The following is a 15,098-nucleotide window of genomic DNA, read 5'->3' as shown; positions in this document are numbered from 1 at the left end:
ACGAGAGTGGGCGGTGGCGAGGCACCGCCACTCCTCACCCTGCGGCAGGAGCCCAGGTCAACGGATCGGCCACCAGGTTGGAGAAAAGGGTGGAGATCGCGTCGGCCCGGTCCGGGCCCCGTGCCGGTGCGGCCAAAATGGGCCCGTGCGGAACGACGACATACCCGGGCGACCGGCCCGTGGATTCCGGGACGGCCTCGACGCCTCCCGCCTGCGCAGGCTCGCCCTGCACGGCCTGGCCATCGCCCTCGCCGTCACCTTCCACAGCTTCACCGCCCACCCGCCGTGGCACACCGCGCTCCTGTGCGCGCTGCTCGGGCTGTGGGCGGTGACCGCGACCGTCCGGCACGTCCTCACGGCGCGCTGGACGCAGACGGCCTGGAGCGTGCTGCTCGTCGGCGGCGGGGTCTGCGCGGGGCTGAGCTCCACGGACGCGTCCGCACCGGCGTTCGTCGGCGCGAGCGGCCTGTTCCTGCTGATCTCCGCCGCCGAGACGCCCGCACTGTGGATCGCCGGCGCCCTCGCCGCCGGCATCGCCGGATTCACCCTCGCCCATGAGGCCGTCGACGGCGATCCCCGGCTGACGGTCTCGGTGCTGATCTCCGCCGTGACCGGCTTCGGCTTCGGATTCCTGGCCCGGCTGAACGCCCTCGACCGCCGCTCCGAACGCGGCACGGCCGAGCGCCGTGCCGAGCTCGCGGTGCAGGAGGAACGCGCCCGGATCGCCCGGGACATCCACGACGTCCTCGCCCACTCGCTCGGCGGCCTGGTGATCCAACTGGACGCCCTGGAGGCGGTCTCGGTGGCCCGCGGAGCGGACGCGGACGTGGTGGACCGGGTCCGCGGCGCACGCGCCATGGCCGCGGACGGCCTGGTGGCGGCCAAGCATGCGGTGGACGCCCTGCGCCGGCTCCCCGCCGGCATCGACGCGGCGCTCGGCGAGATCGTCACCGGCGTCCGCGCGCTGGGCATGACGGTGGACGTCGAGGTGCGGGGCGAGCCGGCGCGGGTGCCCGGACCGGTCGGCGAGGTCATCGCCTCCGTCACCGTCGAGGCACTGACCAACGCCCGCAAGCACGCACCCGGCGCGCCCGTCGCCGTCGTCGTGACGGCGGGCCGGGACGCGGCACTGCTGCGCGTGGCCAACCGGCTGGCCCCACCCGTCGAACGGCCGGAACCCGGCGTCACGGGCGGCCACGGCGTGCCCGGCATGCGGGAACGCGCGGAGATCGTAGGCGGCGGACTGACCGCCGGCGCGGTGAACGGAGAGTGGATCGTGGAATGCCGGGTGCCCTATGAGTGACCGACCGATCCGGGTGATCGTCGCCGACGACCAGGCCGCGGTGCGCGACGGCCTGGTGACCATCCTCGACCACGAACCCGACATCGACGTCGTCGGCTCCGCGGCCGACGGCGCGACCGCCGTCGAACTGGCCCGGCACCTGACCCCCGCCGTGGTGCTCATGGACCTGCGGATGCCCGGCGTCGACGGTATCGCCGCCACCCGCACCCTCACCGCGCTCGACCCGGCGCCCGCGGTGCTGGTGCTCACCACCTACGCCGACGACGCCTCCATCGTCGGCGCGCTCCAGGCCGGCGCCGCCGGCTACCTCACCAAGAGCGCCGGCCGCGCCCAGATCGTCTCCGCGATCACCGCGACCGCCGACGGGCACCGCACCTTCGCCCCGGAGATCGCCTCGGCCATGGTGCGCGGACTGACCCACCGCACCGCCCTGGAACGGATCGCGGCGGCGCACGCCCTGACGGTGCAGGAGACCCGGGTCCTGCAACTGCTCAGCGAACGCCGCACCAACCGTGCCATCGCCGAATCCCTCTACGTCTCCGTCGCCACCGTCAAGACCCACGTCAACAACCTCTTCGGCAAGCTCCAGGTCGGCAGCCGGGCGGAGGCGGCGGCCCTGGTCGAGCGGGTACGCGATCACGGCCTCTGACTTAATGTCACCTGACGTGCCATCACCTCGCCGACCGTCACCTCACACCCGGTGCCGACTACTCCGAAGCCTCACCCGACCGACACCGGCAACCGTCGCAACGCATGCGACCGGAACGACTCCCGCCACTCCAACTGGTCATAAGGAACGGCAAGTTGCAGCTCGGGGAACCGTTCGATCAGCGTGCCCAACGCGATCCCGATCTCCATCCGGGCCAGCCATGCCCCCAGGCAGTAGTGCGGCCCGTGGCCGAGGGCGAGTTGGGCCTTGTCCGGTCGGTGGATGTCGAAGCGGTCCGGTTCGGGATAGCGGGCCGGATCGCGGTGCGCCGAGGCCAGCGAGAGCAGCACGGTGTCGCCGGCCGGGATCCGGGTACCGGCGATCTCCACGGCCTCGGTGGGGAACCGGCGGATCGCCATCTGGTTGGGGTGGGCGCAGCGCAGCAGTTCCTCGACGGCCTCCGGCATGAGTTCCGGTCGGCGGCGGAGCGCCGCGAGCTGCTCGGGGTGGCGCAGCAGGGTGAGCAGCCCGCCGCCGATCAGGTGCTGGACGTTCTCGGTCCCGGCCATCAGGAGCAGAAAGGCCAGCGAGACCAGTTCGTCCTCGCTCAGCCGGTCGTCGTCGTCCCGTGCGGCGATCAGCGAGGACAGCAGGTCGTCCCCGGGGGTCGCGCGCCGCGCGTCGATGAGCCCGACCAGATAGCGGTGGATGTGCCCGATCGCCTCCGCGGTGTGCCCGGCGTGGGACGGCGCCATCATGGCGGCGACCCAATGGGAGAACGTCCTGCCGTCGGCCTCGGGCACGTCCAGCAGATGGCCGATGACGACCAGCGGCAGCGGATTGGCGAACGCCTCGAAGAGCTCGGCCTCCCCGTCCTCCGCCAGGCGTTGGGCCAGCCGGTCCGCGTAGTGTTCGGCCGCCGCGACGACGCGCCCGCGGAGTCGCTCGACATGCCGCGGCGTGAACCCTTGGGAGACCAGCCGACGCAGCCGGACGTGGTCGTCCGGATCGACGTTGAGCAGATTGGCGTCCAGCGCGGGCGGCAGGGAGAAGCCCTGGTAGCCGTTGCGGGAGTGCGCCTTGTTCACCGACAGCCGCCGATCGGTCAAGCCCGCCCGCACGTGTTCCTCGCGGGTGACGAGCCAGGCCCGCGCCCCGCCGGGCAGGGCGACCTTCAGGACGGGTCCCAAGCTCCGGAGTCGCGCGTAGACCGGATAGGGATCCGCGAAGAACTCCGCGCCGAACGGCCGTAGGACGCCGCCATCGTCCCAGTCACCGTCATCGTCCCAGCCTCCGTCACCGTCCCGGTCACCGTGCTCGGACGACCTGGACGTGTCGAGCTGCCCGTTCGGGTCGGTCTGCTGCCTGTGCTCCAGGTGCGGTGTCATGGCTGTCTCCGTTGAGGGTCAGGGTCGACGGTGATGATCGCAGACGCCAACCGGTGCGCGGGGACGGAGCCTCCGCGTCTGGACGCGACGGTTGCCGCACTCCGCCGAGCTGTCCCGTCCCGTCTTGTCCACGACGTGCCTGGTGACGATCCGGAAACCTTTGACACTGCTTCACGCCCCCTGCTATCCATGGAACACGAAACAAAACGGAATCGGATTCCGATTCCTCATCATCGCATCCTCTCGACGATGACGGCTCAGCGTCCCCAGACGGACCCAGAAGGGAACTCCAGATGCCCAAGGACCGCTTCTTCCTGCTGGACGCGGGTGCCTCCCGCTCCACCCCCACTCCCGTCCCCCTACCGCCAGGCGCGACACTCAAGGCCGGCCCCGGGGACACCGAGGGCCGCTTCTCCCTCATGGCGGAGCAATGGGACGGCGGCACCGGCACCCCCGCCCAAGTGCCCAACACCATGCGCCGCTTGGGCTTCGACACCTTCCTCTACGTCCGCGAAGGCGATCTCGGCCTCGACATCGGAGACCAGACCCACCACCTCACCAGCGGCATGTGTGCCCTGGTGCCCCGCGGAGTCCCACACGCCCTGCGCAACCTCGGCGGCGCCGACTCCGCCACGCACACCCTCCAGCTGTCGGCGCCGGGCGCCCCCGGACGGTCCGATGCCGATGCCGATGCCGATGCCGGCGCCGCTGACGGTGGCGCCGCCCGGTGCTTCTTCGTACTCGGCCCCGGCGAGGCGCGACCCGGCCGAATTCCGGTACCGCCCGCCTTCAGCGTCAAGGCCCGCACCGCCGACACCGCCGGACTCTTCTCGTTCCTGGAAGTCACCGTGGCCCAGCCCATCCCGCGGCACACCCACCACGTGGCCGACGAGGGCATCTATGTGCTCGACGGTGCACTGCACATCGACTTCGACGGCGACGAACACATCGCGCGCCCGGGGCAGTTCGTCCTGCTGCCGCACGGAGTCCCGCACGCGATCCGCCCTGGTTCCACCCCACCGCCCCGCGTGCTCCAGATCTCCTCGCCCGGTGGCTGGGAGTGCGTGGTGGAGACCCTGATAGAGCACCGGACCGAGGTGAGCAGGGGCGGACGCCTCGATCCGGCCGCCCTCAACCGGTACACGCGCCAGTACCACGTCACCTACGAGGAGGACTCGGCGGACGGCCAAGGCATACCTGGTTGAGGGAGCGGCCAGCCCGTCGATGTATCCGCTGCCTCCGCCGACGCTGGCCCGGAGAGCAGACGATCGGCCGTGCGTCGTGAAAAGGCTGCGCACCGGCACATCGGCTGCTGGCCTTGGTGGGCGATTCCCCCTGGTCAGCGGCGCTCCTTGGGCTTTCTGCTGAAGGCATTCCGCGTTCATGGTGGAGAAAGCGCATTGCGGGTGGGGGTGTCGACGGATTGGATCGGCGACGGATGGAAGGGACCGGCGGTACGCGGCACCCCGATCCTGATGGGGGACATGGGCGAGGTGGTGACTGACCGGGTCGAGCGAACTGGCCCTTGCACAAGCCGAGTTGCGGCGGGTATCGGATCGAGCGTGTGGTGCGCGTCGGGCCAGATGGCTCCGCCGGCCCGCGGTGGGCGTCCGGTCCGGAAGCAGGTACAGAAGGAAGCGAATGACATCCATGCTCGACGGCTGCACGCCCTGGCCCGAGGTGTTCGTCGACCGCTACTGGGCGGCCGGACACTGGCGTGGCAATACGCTGGACAACCTGCTGCGCGGTTGGGCCTTGCAGTACGGACCGCGGACCGCACTCGTGCACGGCGACATCCGCATCACCTACGCGGCCCTCAACCGGCGCGTGGACCGCATGGCCGCCGGATTCCGGCTGCGCGGCCTGCGGCCCGGGCAACGGGTCGTGGTCCAGCTGCCGAACGTCCCCGAGTTCGTCGTCACCGCGTTCGCGTTGATGCGCGTCGGCGCGGTTCCGGTGCTCTGCCCGGTCTCGTGCCGCACGTCCGAGGTGTCCCACCTCGTGCGGATCGCGGAGGCCGTCGGATACGTCGGTCCCTCGACGTACCAGGGCTTCGACCACACGGCGATGGTCGCGGACATCGCGGCACAAGGTCCCTTCCTGCGGCGGGTGTTCACCCTTGGGGCGCCAGACGCCTCGTCCCCGTACGGCGGCCTTTCGACCGACCCGTCGGGCTGTCACTACTTCCCGCTGGCGTCCGTCGACTCCCCACCCGAGCGGGCGCTCGTGCAGAGCGCCGACCAGGTGGCGTTCTTCCTGTTCTCCGGTGGTACCACCGGGGCGCCCAAGCTCGTCCCACGCACCCACAACGACTACGCCTACCAGGCGCGGGCCGCCGCCGAGCTGGTATCGCTCACCGAGAACGACGTGTATCTCGCCGCGCTGCCCGCCGAGTCCAACTTCACCTTCGGGTGCCCAGGCATCCTCGGCACCCTGTCCGTGGGCGGCACCGTCGTCCTGGTCGAGAGCCCGGAACCCGCCGCATGCCTTCCAGTCATCGGGCGAGAGCGGGTCACCGTCACGTCGCTGGTGCCCGCCGTCGCCCAACGCTGGCTCGACGAACTACCGACAATGCAGGCCGACTTGAGCAACCTGCGTCTCGTGCAGATCGACGGCCCCACCGTGCCCCGCGCGACCGCCGCACGGATAGGCACCGAATGGGGCTGTCGCCTGCAGCAGGTGTTCGGCATGGCCGAGGGGCTGCTCACCCTCACCCGGCCCACGGACCCGGACGAGACCGTGCTCAGCACGCACGGCCGCCCGCTTTCGCCCGACGACGAGATCCGCATCGTCGACGTTGACGGCAAGGACGTTCCTGACGGGGAACCCGGCGAACTCCTCGCCCGCGGTCCATACACCCTGCGAGGCTACTACCGGGCACCCGAGCACAACGCACGCTCCTTCACCACCGACGGCTTCTTCCGCACCGGCAACCTCGCGCGACGCACCCCGGACGGCAACCTGGCGGTGACCGGCCGCCTTCACTGAGCACGTTCCGGCGGATCACACGGCCCTTCCGGCTCCGGGGGTGACCTGTTGAGCTGCTGGGCTACTTGCCGAGGCCGTAGTCGAACCAGATCCGGTGCGTGCCGTCCGCGTCGACGGCGATGCCTCCGGCCCCAGTGATCCCGGCCAGCTCACTCGTTCCGCTGCCCGGGACGATGACGAAGGCGAGGCCGACGGGCACCGCGGTCTCGATCGCCGGGCTCGGCACGGAGGTCGGGCTGAAGTCGGCCACTGTGAATGTTCCTTAAAGCTCGTATCCCCGGATCGTAGGACCCACCACTGACATCGTGCCGGCCGTGCCTGAGCCGAGCCGTTCATGGTGATCCGTAAGGTGAACCGCACTCCGAAGCCTCTACCGAGGAGTTGCCTGCATCCGAAGTTCGCCCGGTCCGAACGACGCTCCCAGGATGGGGGCGGGTCTGGCGGTGGCCGGGCAGGTGTTTCAGGCTCCAGCGGGCGGTGATGGTGGCGAGGGAGAGGACGGCCTCGGTTGTCGCGAAGGTGTCGCCGATGCACTTGCGGGCGCCGGTGGCGAAGGGGATGAAGCGGTTGCGGGGAGGTTGGGGGTGCTCGGGGTCCCAGCGGTCGGGGGCGAAGGTTTCGGGGTCGGGGTAGCGGCCGGGTCGGTGGTGGATGAGGTAGGGGCTGTAGACGATGCCGGTGCCGGCGGGCAGTGGGCGCCTGCCCAGGTGGGTGTCATGGGTGACCGTGCGGGTGAGGAACCAGGCCGAGGGGTACAGGCGGAGGGTTTTGGTGATGATGCGTTCGGTCAGTTCCAGGCGGGGCAGATCGGCGTGGGTGGCCGGGTTTCCGCTCAGGACGGTGTCGACCTCGGCGTGCAGCCGCTGTTCGATCTCGGGGTGGCGGGCCAGCAAATCCAGGGACCGGGCCAGAATGCTGGCCGTCGTCCCCGTCCCGGCCAGGAAGGCGGTGAGGATCGTGTCGCGGATCTCCGCCGCGCGAGATACGTGTCGATGATCGGCCCGGCCTCACCGCCTTCGGCGGGAATGGCAGCGGCGAGCGCGGCCAGCCGGTCCCCCAGGGGGTTGCCCGGACCGGCCAGGATCCGTCGGGCGGCGTCCGTGGCGGCCAGGATCGCCAACGGACCGCTCTCCTGAATGCTCTTGGTGACCTCGTCGCTGAACAGCGCGTCCGTGAACTCTGCGCAGAGACGGTCGCCGTCCGGCGAGCCGGGCATCCCCGGTGACCCATAGGGCCGGTAATCGGTGGCGGTTACGACCTGTGCCCCATCCAGGCCGGGGTGCCCGGGCGGCCCCATGGACAGCCGCGCCAGCCTCTCCCGGCACGCCTGGCCGGCGAGGCCGTCCGCCAGCCGCGCGAGGCTGTCCGGCACCGGACCGCGGCGCTGCCGGACCGCAAGCGGGTCAGGGAATCGATTGACCCGCACCCGCGCCCCTCCTGGACACCCATGATCACCCGTGATCACCCGTAATCACCTTTCAGAAGTGTCATGGCTCCATCTACCACTCGACGCGCCCTTCTCCCGCGGTCAGCGGCTGCATGCGAGGGGGAGCGCGTGAGGGGGCCGCACCGCTCGTACGGCTGTGCCAGCTGCCACGGCCACGGCCACGGCCACAGTCACGGCCACGGCCATGACGAGGACGCGCCGGGTGACGCGAACGGCTACGCCCTCGTGGGTCCGACCGCCGCACTGTTGGACCCGCTTGCCGGTCGTGATGTTCCGACTCGGCGAGGTGGTCACGGAGTTGCCGTTGTCGCCCGCATGGTGCCAACGTCCGTGAATATGGCGGAGGTTGTGGAAATCGGAGGGCGTGAGGGGGCAGGTGTGACAGACGGGATGGGCCTGGCGGGCGCGGCAGTGTCGCCCCGGGCCAGAAATGCGGGTGCCGCGTGCGGGTGCCGTTGACATGATCAGCCGCATGAAGATACTCGTGATCGGGGCGACCGGCACCATCGGCAGTGCGGTCGCCCACGCACTGGAAGCCACGCACCAGGTGGTCAAGGCATCCCGCAGCGGACCATTGCGCACCGACTTGGAGGATCCCTCGTCCGTCGACGCGCTCTTCGAGCGGGTGCCGGACCTGGACGCGGTGGTGTGCTGCGCCGCCGGCGGACCGTTGGTGGACCTGGCGTCCGTGACGGACGACGCGTTCGTGGCCGGTATCCAGGGCAAGCTGCTGGGCCAGGTCGCGCTGGCCCGGCGGGCCGTGCACCACCTGCGGGACGGCGGATCCATCACGCTGACCGGAGGCACGTTCTCCGCGCCCCTGGCCGGCGGTTCGCTGGGTGCCCTGGTCAACTCCGGTCTGGAGGGCTTCGTTCGCAACGCGGCCAGTGAGTTGCCCCGACGGCTGCGCATCAATCTCATCAGCCCCGGCTGGATCAAGGAGACGTTGGAAGGCATGGGGGCGGACGGCGCCGACGGCACCCCGGTGGCCGAGGTCGCCCGAGCGTACGTCGACGCCGTGGAGGGCACGATGCGGGGGCGGATCATCCGTCCGTGAGGCCCGGTGGAGGGGTGCACAGGTGCCCCTCCACCGGGGGGCTTCCGTGACTCAAGCGGACCGGACGTCGACCCAGCCGAGTTCGCCGTTTTCTTCGCCTTCGTTGTCTGCTCCGTTGTTTTCCTTCGTTGTTTCCTTCGTCTTCGTTGTCGGTGGTGCGGAGACCAGTGTCTGCGGCGGGGTCGGCTCGGGCAGCTTCCGGAACAGCAGCCAGCTCACCACAGGCATCAAGATCAGCGGGGACAGTGCCGCGCGAAGGGAAGTGGCGTCCGCCAGGATGCCGAGGAGCGGACTGGCGAGTCCGCCGATGCTGACGGTCAGGCCGAGGGTGATCCCGCTGGCCGTGCCCATCCGCGAGGGGAGATAGTCCTGACCGAGCGTGACTTGGAGCGAGAACGGCACGTACAGGCCGGCGGAGGCAAGTGCCACGAACGCATAGATCGCCGGGCCGGGAACGTAGACGACGCCTGCCACTGCGGCGACGGAGAGCAGGTAGGACCTGCGGACGACGGTGACCCGGTCCCAGCGGTTGGCGAGGCTGCCGCCCAGCACGGTGCCCACCGCCCCACCGAGGTAGAGCACGCACAGGGCCACCGTGCCCGTAGCCGGACCGCCTCCGGTGCGCTGTCGGACGTAGAACGCGAGGAACGTGCTCAGGCCGATGAAGACGATGGATCGGCAGACCACTGCCAGGGACAGTCTGACGAAGGAGGTCTTGTCGTCGCCGACCCGCCACGGGCCTTCGTCCGCTCCATCTGCTTCGTCCGTGGTGGAGCCGGGGGCTGGCTCAAGGGGGGAACGGGGCGGCGAGTTGGGGGGCGGCGAGGGTTCGCTCGCGACATCGGTATGGGGGGCGATCCGAGGGTCGGTCTGGGGAGGGAGTCGAGGGCCGGACCGGGGGTCGGTCTGGGGATCGTTCTGCGGCGTCCTGGTTGTTGTCCGGCTCAGCAGGCGCAGGGCGGGCAGGCACAGCACGCTGCCGGCGAGGGCCGGTATCAGTAGCAGGGGTGACTGGTGCAGGCCGCCGGTCGCGATGACTGCGGTGACCAGGACCGGTGCCGCGGCGAAGCCGAGGTTGCCGCCCAGCGAGAACCACCCCATCGCGGTGTGACTGCCCCGGCTGGCGAGCCGGGCGACGCGGGCCGACTCGGGATGGTAGGCGGCCACCCCGACCCCGGAAACCGCCACGAACGCCAACGTCAGCGAATAGGAGCCGGTGAGGCCGCTGAGCGCGATCCCCAGTCCGCCCAACACTGTGCTGACGGGCAGTAGCCAGGGCAGTGCCCGGCGGTCGGTGAGGGCGCCGAACAGTGGTTGGGCGACCGACGACAGGAGTGAGGCGGCGAGGACGATGCCGGAGGCGGTGGCGTAGGTGTAGGCGCGCTCGGCGGCGAAGAACGGGACGAGTGACGCCACCGCGCCCTGATAGACGTCCACACAGGCGTGCCCGATCGACAGGAGGAGGATCGACTTGTTCCGCGCCGACGCGTGCCCGCCTGTTGCGGTGCTGCGTGCGGCGTTCCTCGATGACTGGTTCCATTTCCTTGACACAGCGCCATGCTCGCCGCAGGCTCTCGTGTCGCACTTCCGATAAAGTGCCAATCGATGACGAAAATCCGTCACGAGCCGATCGCGCCGACCCGCGCCCAGTGGCTGTCTCCCGGTGCGGGCATCGACGCCCACCGCCATGACGACCACCAGATCGTCTACGCCGCCCGCGGAGTGCTCGCCGTCACCACGGACGCCGGTACCTGGGTCGCTCCGGCCAACCGCGCCATCTGGGTGCCGGCCGGCCGTGCGCACGCCCATCAGGCCCACGGCACCCTCGAACTGCACCTGGTGGGCCTGCCCGCCACCGACAACCCGCTCGGCCTGGACGAGCCCACGGTGCTGACCGCCAGCCCCTTGCTGCGCGAGCTGATCCTCGCCTACACCCGTGCACCGCACGACGAAAGCCCCGAACGCGCACGCCTCCGCGCCGTCTTGCTCGACCAACTGCGTGCCTCGCCGCAGCAGCCCATGCACCTGCCCGCCCCCACCTCGCCCCGGCTCCAGGCGCTCTGTGCGCTGCTGCGCGCCGATCCGGCCGGCAACCGCACCCCGGCCGCCCTGGGCAGAGAGATCGGTGCCAGCGATCGCACCCTCTCCCGCCTCTTCAAGTCCGAACTTGGCATGACCTTCCCGCAGTGGCGCACCCAAGTGCGCCTGTACCACGCCCTGGTGCTGTTGGCGGAGAACACCCCGGTCACCACCGTGGCCCACCTGTGCGGTTGGTCGTCAGCCAGCGCCTTCATCGACGTCTTCCGTCGCGCCTTCGGCCACACGCCGGGCGCCCATCAGGCGGAAGCCGGGCGGCCCGCAGTCAACGCCCGCATCACCCCAGGCAACGCCCACGACGCCACGCTGGGCTGAAGCGCCACGTGCCGAGCCTGAATTCCCCTATCAGTTACCAGTTATCGGCTATCAGCTGTTGGCTCCATGCCATCTGGTATCCGGGCGAGACGACTTGCAGGACGCATCGTCATTCTGCGATAGTTCGATACGTACCGCTTGATCGATAGATGGGCACCGGTGACGTGCGTGAGGAGCTGCGCCATGGGTGGTATCGACGGCCTGGATCTCGGCACGTTCGGGATCTACACCTTCGACTTCGAGCACCAACCGGCCGCGCAGCTGCGCGAGTCGATCCAGGGACTGGAGGAACAGGGATGGCGGGCGGTCTGGATCCCTGAGGTCGGTGGGCGCGAGGCGCTCACGCACGCCGGCTTCCTGCTCTCCGCCACCGAGCGGATCCACGTCATCAACGGCATTGCCCGAATCTGGTCGCGTGGGGCCCGCTCCACGTACGGCGCCAGCCTCCTCCTCGCCGATGCCTACCCCCACAGGCACGTACTCGGCCTGGGATTCGGTGGAGAGCCGCGGCCAGGGGTCAAGCCCGTGGCGGCGATGACCGAATACCTCGACGAACTGGACGCACTCACGCCGTCCAACCCCGCGCCGCGCGCCCCGATGCACCGTGTCCTGGCCGCGTACGGGCCCAGGATGTTGGAGTTGGCGCGCGAGCGTTCGGCCGGTGCCCACACCTACCACGTGAATGTCGCCCACACCGCGCAGGCGCGGGAGATCCTCGGGCCGGAAGCGTTCCTCGGGGTGGAGCATGCGGTCCTGTTCGAGTCCGACCCCGCCACGGCCCGCGCCGTCGCGCGGGAGTACTTGCACGGCTACCTCTCCACGCCGTACAACGTCGCGAAGTTCCGCCGGCTCGGCTACGCGGAGGAGGAGATCGCCAGCGGCGGCAGCGACCGGCTCGTCGACGATTTCGTGTTCTGGGGCGACCTGGACGCCATTGCCGAGAAGCTGAACGGTCATGTCGCGGCGGGTGCGGACCACGTCGGTGTGCAGGTGATCGGCGTCGAGCCGGGTCGCTCCGCGATGCCGCACTGGCGCAGGCTCGGAGAAGCCCTGCTGTCGCGGGGTGGTGCCGCCTGAGCCAGGCATGACAAATCGGGATTCTTCGAAATGTCGGTCTCGGCTTGTACCCTGGGGGCGTGACAGACACGGCGACTGCAAACGCGACCACACCGGATCCCGACGTGGTCGACGCATTGCGGGCGCTGGCGAATCCGATGCGCCTGCAGATGCTGCTGTGGTTGCGGGATCCCATCCGCAACTTCGCAGGTATGGAGACCATCGCCGACCCGCTCGAAGTCGGGGTCTGCGTGAGCCACATCCAGGCCAAGGCAGGACTCGCCCAGTCAACGGTGTCGGCGTACATGGCCGAACTCCAGCGAGCGGGGTTGGTGCTGGCGACGAGGGTGGGCAAGTGGACCCACTACAAGCGCGACGAGCAGCGCATTGCCCAGTTCGTCGCCGCGCTCGGACAGACGTTGTAGAGCCACGGCCCCACCCCTCCGCGCCACCACGGTCACAGTCCCGGCGCACACAGCCGACGACACCCACGGTTCCGAATCCCTTTCCCATCGCTGATCGCTGATCGCTGTTCACTGATCGCCGTAGCTGTAGAGGGAGGAAGTGTCGATGACTGCACATACGACTCAGCCCGAGCACGGGACCGACACTGCGTCCGGGCCCGAGCCCGAGACTGTGACCGTGTTGGTGACCACGCCGCGGGGGGTGGTGGGCCGCCATGTGACCGAGGCGTTGCGAGACCGGAGCGACGTGCGCTTTCTGGTGCGTTCGGCGGCGACCGCCCAGGCGCTGGAAGGAGCGGTGCGCGGGAAGGTCTTCCGCGGGGACGCAACCAACGCCGAGGACGTGCGACGCGCGGTCGAGGGTGTGGAGCGGCTCTTCCTCGCGCACCCCTTCGCCGAGGACCAGATCGCCGCGGAGACCACCCTCGGCCTGGCCGCCGTCGAAGCCGGCGTACGGCGGATCGTCAAACTCGGCGCCCGGCGGTTCGGCTCCGGCATCGCCCCCGACGCGGTGACCGGCAACCACGACGTCATCACCGACCGTCTGCGCGACGCCGGCATCGCGGAGCTGACGGTGCTTCAACCCGACCGCTTCCTCCAGAACTTCCTGACCGCGGCACCCGCCATCGCGCGGGGCGCGCTCGCTGATCCGGCCGGGCCCGGTGCCCGCGGCTATGTGGACGTACGCGACATCGCCGACGTCGCGGTCGCCGAACTCCTCGCGGACCGGCCGGTGGGCGGCGCGATAGAGATCAGCGGCCCCGCGGTACTGACCCTGGCCGAGCTCGCCGCCTCCTTCGGGAACGCGCTCGGTGTGCCGGTGCGGCACGTCGACGTACCACTGGACGATGCCTGGCGCGCCGGGTTGGCCGAGCGCGGAGTCTCCCCACAGACCATCGACGGACTGCACGACCTGTACACGAACTATCGCCGCGAGGGCGTGGCGGGCCTGGGCGAGGGCGTCCAGCGTGTCCTCGGCCGGCCACCGCGCTCGGCCGACGACTTCGCCACGCAGGTCTTGCGGCCGGCCGCATCGTCGGGTGTTCCCGGGCCTGGGTGCTGACTGTGTGGGGGCGGTGAGGCGGAGAGTGCCAGGGCTGACTGGCTCTCCCATTCGAGGTTGCCGCTGCCTCGCACCCCGTCGCCGCCGGCCGCCTCCCCGTCATGCGCCCTTGGCGACGGGTCGGCCGGTGGGGATGGGGCCGGAGATTGGGGCGTGGGGTGGGGTGCGGAGTCGGCCGGTGAGGGCGAGGAAGGTGACCAGCGTGCCCGACGCGATCCAGCCGGGCCAACCGGTGAGTCCCATGTGCAGCGGGTCCAGTGTGGCGGTCGGGTCGGCGAATTCCTTGACCATGCCGACACTCGCCGAGCTGACGAAGGCGTGCGCGAGCACGGCGGGAAGTACCGAGCCCGAGCGCAGCCGCAACCAGGTGAAGACCGGCAGGATGAGCGTGCAGCTCACCAGCATCGCGGGCACCGAGACGTACCACGGCCGGCCGGGGTACTGCCCGCCCATGAGCAGCGTGGGCAGGTGCCAGAGCGCGAAGGCGCAGCCGGTGAGCAGGTACGCGCGCAGCAGGTGCGTACCGCCGCCGGCCCGGGCCAGGCGGGGGAACAGGTAGCCCTGCCAACCCAGTTCCTCGCCGAAGAACAGTGGCAGTGACACCACGATCTGCACCAGCATTCCGCCTGCCCAACCGCCCAGCGTGCCCCAGTGCAGTTCACCCAGCGGGTAGGCCCCGACGGCGGTGCCGATGGCGAGTGCGGCAGCGGTCAGACCGGCAGGCACGGCGAGACCCATCAGACAGGCTCGTACGCCACGCCCCCAGGGGCTGGGCCACTGCAGGGCCAGTGCGTCCCGCATCCGACCGCCCGGTTCGACCAGGCGGGCCACGAAGATCGCGGCGAGCGCCGGCGCGAACATCGCCGCCGCGATGCAGACCTCCGCCAGGGTGCTGGTCTCCTCTCGCGCACTCCCACGCCGGAACCCGCTGAGCAGCAGCGGCGACATCGCGATCCACATACCCAGATTGGCAATCACCAGGTAGACCACCGGCCCGCGCCGCCGCTGTACGGGTTCCCGCGCTGCTGGGAGATTCGTCGCTGAGGGACTCGTCATGGCGGTGACGCTACGGAGCCGCCACGCGGAAGAGAATCCAGCCAGCCCCAGTCTTCCGACTCCAGGCGTCCCCACCTGAGGAGGTATGGTCCACCCCACCAAAAAGCAGGCAGGCATGGGGAGTTGTGCCACCTGGTGGCTGGCTGACCTCCTGACTGGACAGCGCGGACGCAGCCCCGGTGAAGCCGCCGTGATCGACGATCGCGAGGAAGTGC

The 15,098-nt window shown here is 70.2% G+C and carries 14 protein-coding genes; 9 read left to right on the top strand and 5 right to left on the bottom strand.

All coding sequences use genetic code 11. From position 1 onward, the window contains the following. Positions 1 to 145 precede the first annotated feature (145 nt). Complete coding sequence (locus JNO44_RS03550; protein ID WP_205361311.1) at positions 146 to 1,303, top strand: sensor histidine kinase; 1,158 nt, start codon at positions 146 to 148, stop codon at positions 1,301 to 1,303. Continuing rightward, complete coding sequence (locus JNO44_RS03545) at positions 1,296 to 1,952, top strand: response regulator transcription factor (protein ID WP_205361310.1); 657 nt, start codon at positions 1,296 to 1,298, stop codon at positions 1,950 to 1,952. The genes JNO44_RS03550 and JNO44_RS03545 overlap by 8 nt, the downstream gene beginning before the upstream one ends. 71 nt (positions 1,953 to 2,023) lie before the next feature. On the opposite strand, the gene JNO44_RS03540 is transcribed toward JNO44_RS03545, so the two are convergent. Then, the gene (locus JNO44_RS03540; protein WP_205361309.1) at positions 2,024 to 3,340 is read right to left on the bottom strand and encodes a cytochrome P450 family protein; all 1,317 of its coding nucleotides are present in this window, start codon (positions 3,338 to 3,340) and stop codon (positions 2,024 to 2,026) included. 293 nt (positions 3,341 to 3,633) lie between these two features. Between JNO44_RS03540 and JNO44_RS03535 the strand changes: the two genes are divergently transcribed. Then, complete coding sequence (locus JNO44_RS03535; RefSeq protein WP_205361307.1) at positions 3,634 to 4,545, top strand: cupin domain-containing protein; 912 nt, start codon at positions 3,634 to 3,636, stop codon at positions 4,543 to 4,545. Positions 4,546 to 4,981: 436 nt separating this feature from the next. After that, positions 4,982 to 6,328, top strand: coding sequence for a (2,3-dihydroxybenzoyl)adenylate synthase (locus JNO44_RS03530; protein ID WP_240167396.1), 1,347 nt, complete (start codon positions 4,982 to 4,984; stop codon positions 6,326 to 6,328). Positions 6,329 to 6,389: 61 nt separating this feature from the next. Here the strand turns inward: JNO44_RS03530 and JNO44_RS03525 are convergent, their stop codons facing one another. Together JNO44_RS03525 and JNO44_RS03520 are read right to left on the bottom strand one after the other, a co-directional pair. Then, positions 6,390 to 6,578 (bottom strand): DUF3224 domain-containing protein, encoded by a 189-nt coding sequence (locus JNO44_RS03525; RefSeq protein ID WP_235092147.1) that lies wholly within the window; start codon positions 6,576 to 6,578, stop codon positions 6,390 to 6,392. Positions 6,579 to 6,660: 82 nt separating this feature from the next. Next, on the bottom strand, positions 6,661 to 7,242 hold the full coding sequence (locus JNO44_RS03520) for a cytochrome P450 (RefSeq protein ID WP_240167928.1): 582 nt from the start codon (positions 7,240 to 7,242) through the stop codon (positions 6,661 to 6,663). Positions 7,243 to 8,247: 1,005 nt separating this feature from the next. Between JNO44_RS03520 and JNO44_RS03515 the strand changes: the two genes are divergently transcribed. Next, a complete protein-coding gene (locus JNO44_RS03515) occupies positions 8,248 to 8,832 on the top strand; it encodes a short chain dehydrogenase (protein WP_205361305.1) in 585 nt (194 codons plus the stop codon). A gap of 51 nt (positions 8,833 to 8,883) precedes the next feature. Here the strand turns inward: JNO44_RS03515 and JNO44_RS03510 are convergent, their stop codons facing one another. Then, the gene (locus JNO44_RS03510) at positions 8,884 to 10,290 is read right to left on the bottom strand and encodes an MFS transporter (RefSeq protein WP_205369357.1); all 1,407 of its coding nucleotides are present in this window, start codon (positions 10,288 to 10,290) and stop codon (positions 8,884 to 8,886) included. A 147-nt stretch (positions 10,291 to 10,437) separates the two neighbouring features. Between JNO44_RS03510 and JNO44_RS03505 the strand changes: the two genes are divergently transcribed. The 4 genes from JNO44_RS03505 to JNO44_RS03490 all read left to right on the top strand — a co-directional run bounded on the left by JNO44_RS03505 (position 10,438) and on the right by JNO44_RS03490 (position 13,827). After that, a complete protein-coding gene (locus JNO44_RS03505) occupies positions 10,438 to 11,244 on the top strand; it encodes a helix-turn-helix transcriptional regulator (protein ID WP_205361303.1) in 807 nt (268 codons plus the stop codon). Positions 11,245 to 11,427: 183 nt separating this feature from the next. Then, entirely contained in the window at positions 11,428 to 12,321 is an 894-nt protein-coding gene (locus JNO44_RS03500; RefSeq protein ID WP_205361301.1) for a TIGR03620 family F420-dependent LLM class oxidoreductase, read from the top strand. A gap of 137 nt (positions 12,322 to 12,458) precedes the next feature. Next, positions 12,459 to 12,725, top strand: coding sequence for an ArsR/SmtB family transcription factor (locus JNO44_RS03495; protein WP_205369356.1), 267 nt, complete (start codon positions 12,459 to 12,461; stop codon positions 12,723 to 12,725). Positions 12,726 to 12,942: 217 nt separating this feature from the next. Further along, a complete protein-coding gene (locus JNO44_RS03490; RefSeq protein ID WP_240167395.1) occupies positions 12,943 to 13,827 on the top strand; it encodes an NmrA family NAD(P)-binding protein in 885 nt (294 codons plus the stop codon). Positions 13,828 to 13,926: 99 nt separating this feature from the next. Here JNO44_RS03490 and JNO44_RS03485 read toward each other — a convergent pair whose 3' ends face one another. Beyond that, positions 13,927 to 14,883, bottom strand: coding sequence for a CPBP family intramembrane glutamic endopeptidase (locus JNO44_RS03485; protein ID WP_205361297.1), 957 nt, complete (start codon positions 14,881 to 14,883; stop codon positions 13,927 to 13,929). Positions 14,884 to 15,098 lie beyond the last annotated feature (215 nt).

This window comes from Streptomyces noursei, assembly GCF_016917755.1.
Taxonomy (GTDB): domain Bacteria; phylum Actinomycetota; class Actinomycetes; order Streptomycetales; family Streptomycetaceae; genus Streptomyces; species Streptomyces yunnanensis.
The sequence above is the reverse complement of the archived record's forward strand: the minus strand, read 5'-3'. Positions and strand labels throughout refer to the sequence as shown.

What these genes read in the sequence shown, in the direction of transcription:
- JNO44_RS03545 (WP_205361310.1), top strand. Translation starts at nt 1,296, where the DNA reads ATGAGTGACCGACCGATCCGGGTGATCGTCGCCGACGACCAGGCCGCG.
- JNO44_RS03540 (WP_205361309.1), bottom strand. Translation starts at nt 3,340, where the DNA reads ATGACACCGCACCTGGAGCACAGGCAGCAGACCGACCCGAACGGGCAG.
- JNO44_RS03535 (WP_205361307.1), top strand. Translation starts at nt 3,634, where the DNA reads ATGCCCAAGGACCGCTTCTTCCTGCTGGACGCGGGTGCCTCCCGCTCC.
- JNO44_RS03530 (WP_240167396.1), top strand. Translation starts at nt 4,982, where the DNA reads ATGACATCCATGCTCGACGGCTGCACGCCCTGGCCCGAGGTGTTCGTC.
- JNO44_RS03515 (WP_205361305.1), top strand. Translation starts at nt 8,248, where the DNA reads ATGAAGATACTCGTGATCGGGGCGACCGGCACCATCGGCAGTGCGGTC.
- JNO44_RS03505 (WP_205361303.1), top strand. Translation starts at nt 10,438, where the DNA reads ATGACGAAAATCCGTCACGAGCCGATCGCGCCGACCCGCGCCCAGTGG.
- JNO44_RS03500 (WP_205361301.1), top strand. Translation starts at nt 11,428, where the DNA reads ATGGGTGGTATCGACGGCCTGGATCTCGGCACGTTCGGGATCTACACC.
- JNO44_RS03495 (WP_205369356.1), top strand. Translation starts at nt 12,459, where the DNA reads ATGCGCCTGCAGATGCTGCTGTGGTTGCGGGATCCCATCCGCAACTTC.
- JNO44_RS03485 (WP_205361297.1), bottom strand. Translation starts at nt 14,883, where the DNA reads ATGACGAGTCCCTCAGCGACGAATCTCCCAGCAGCGCGGGAACCCGTA.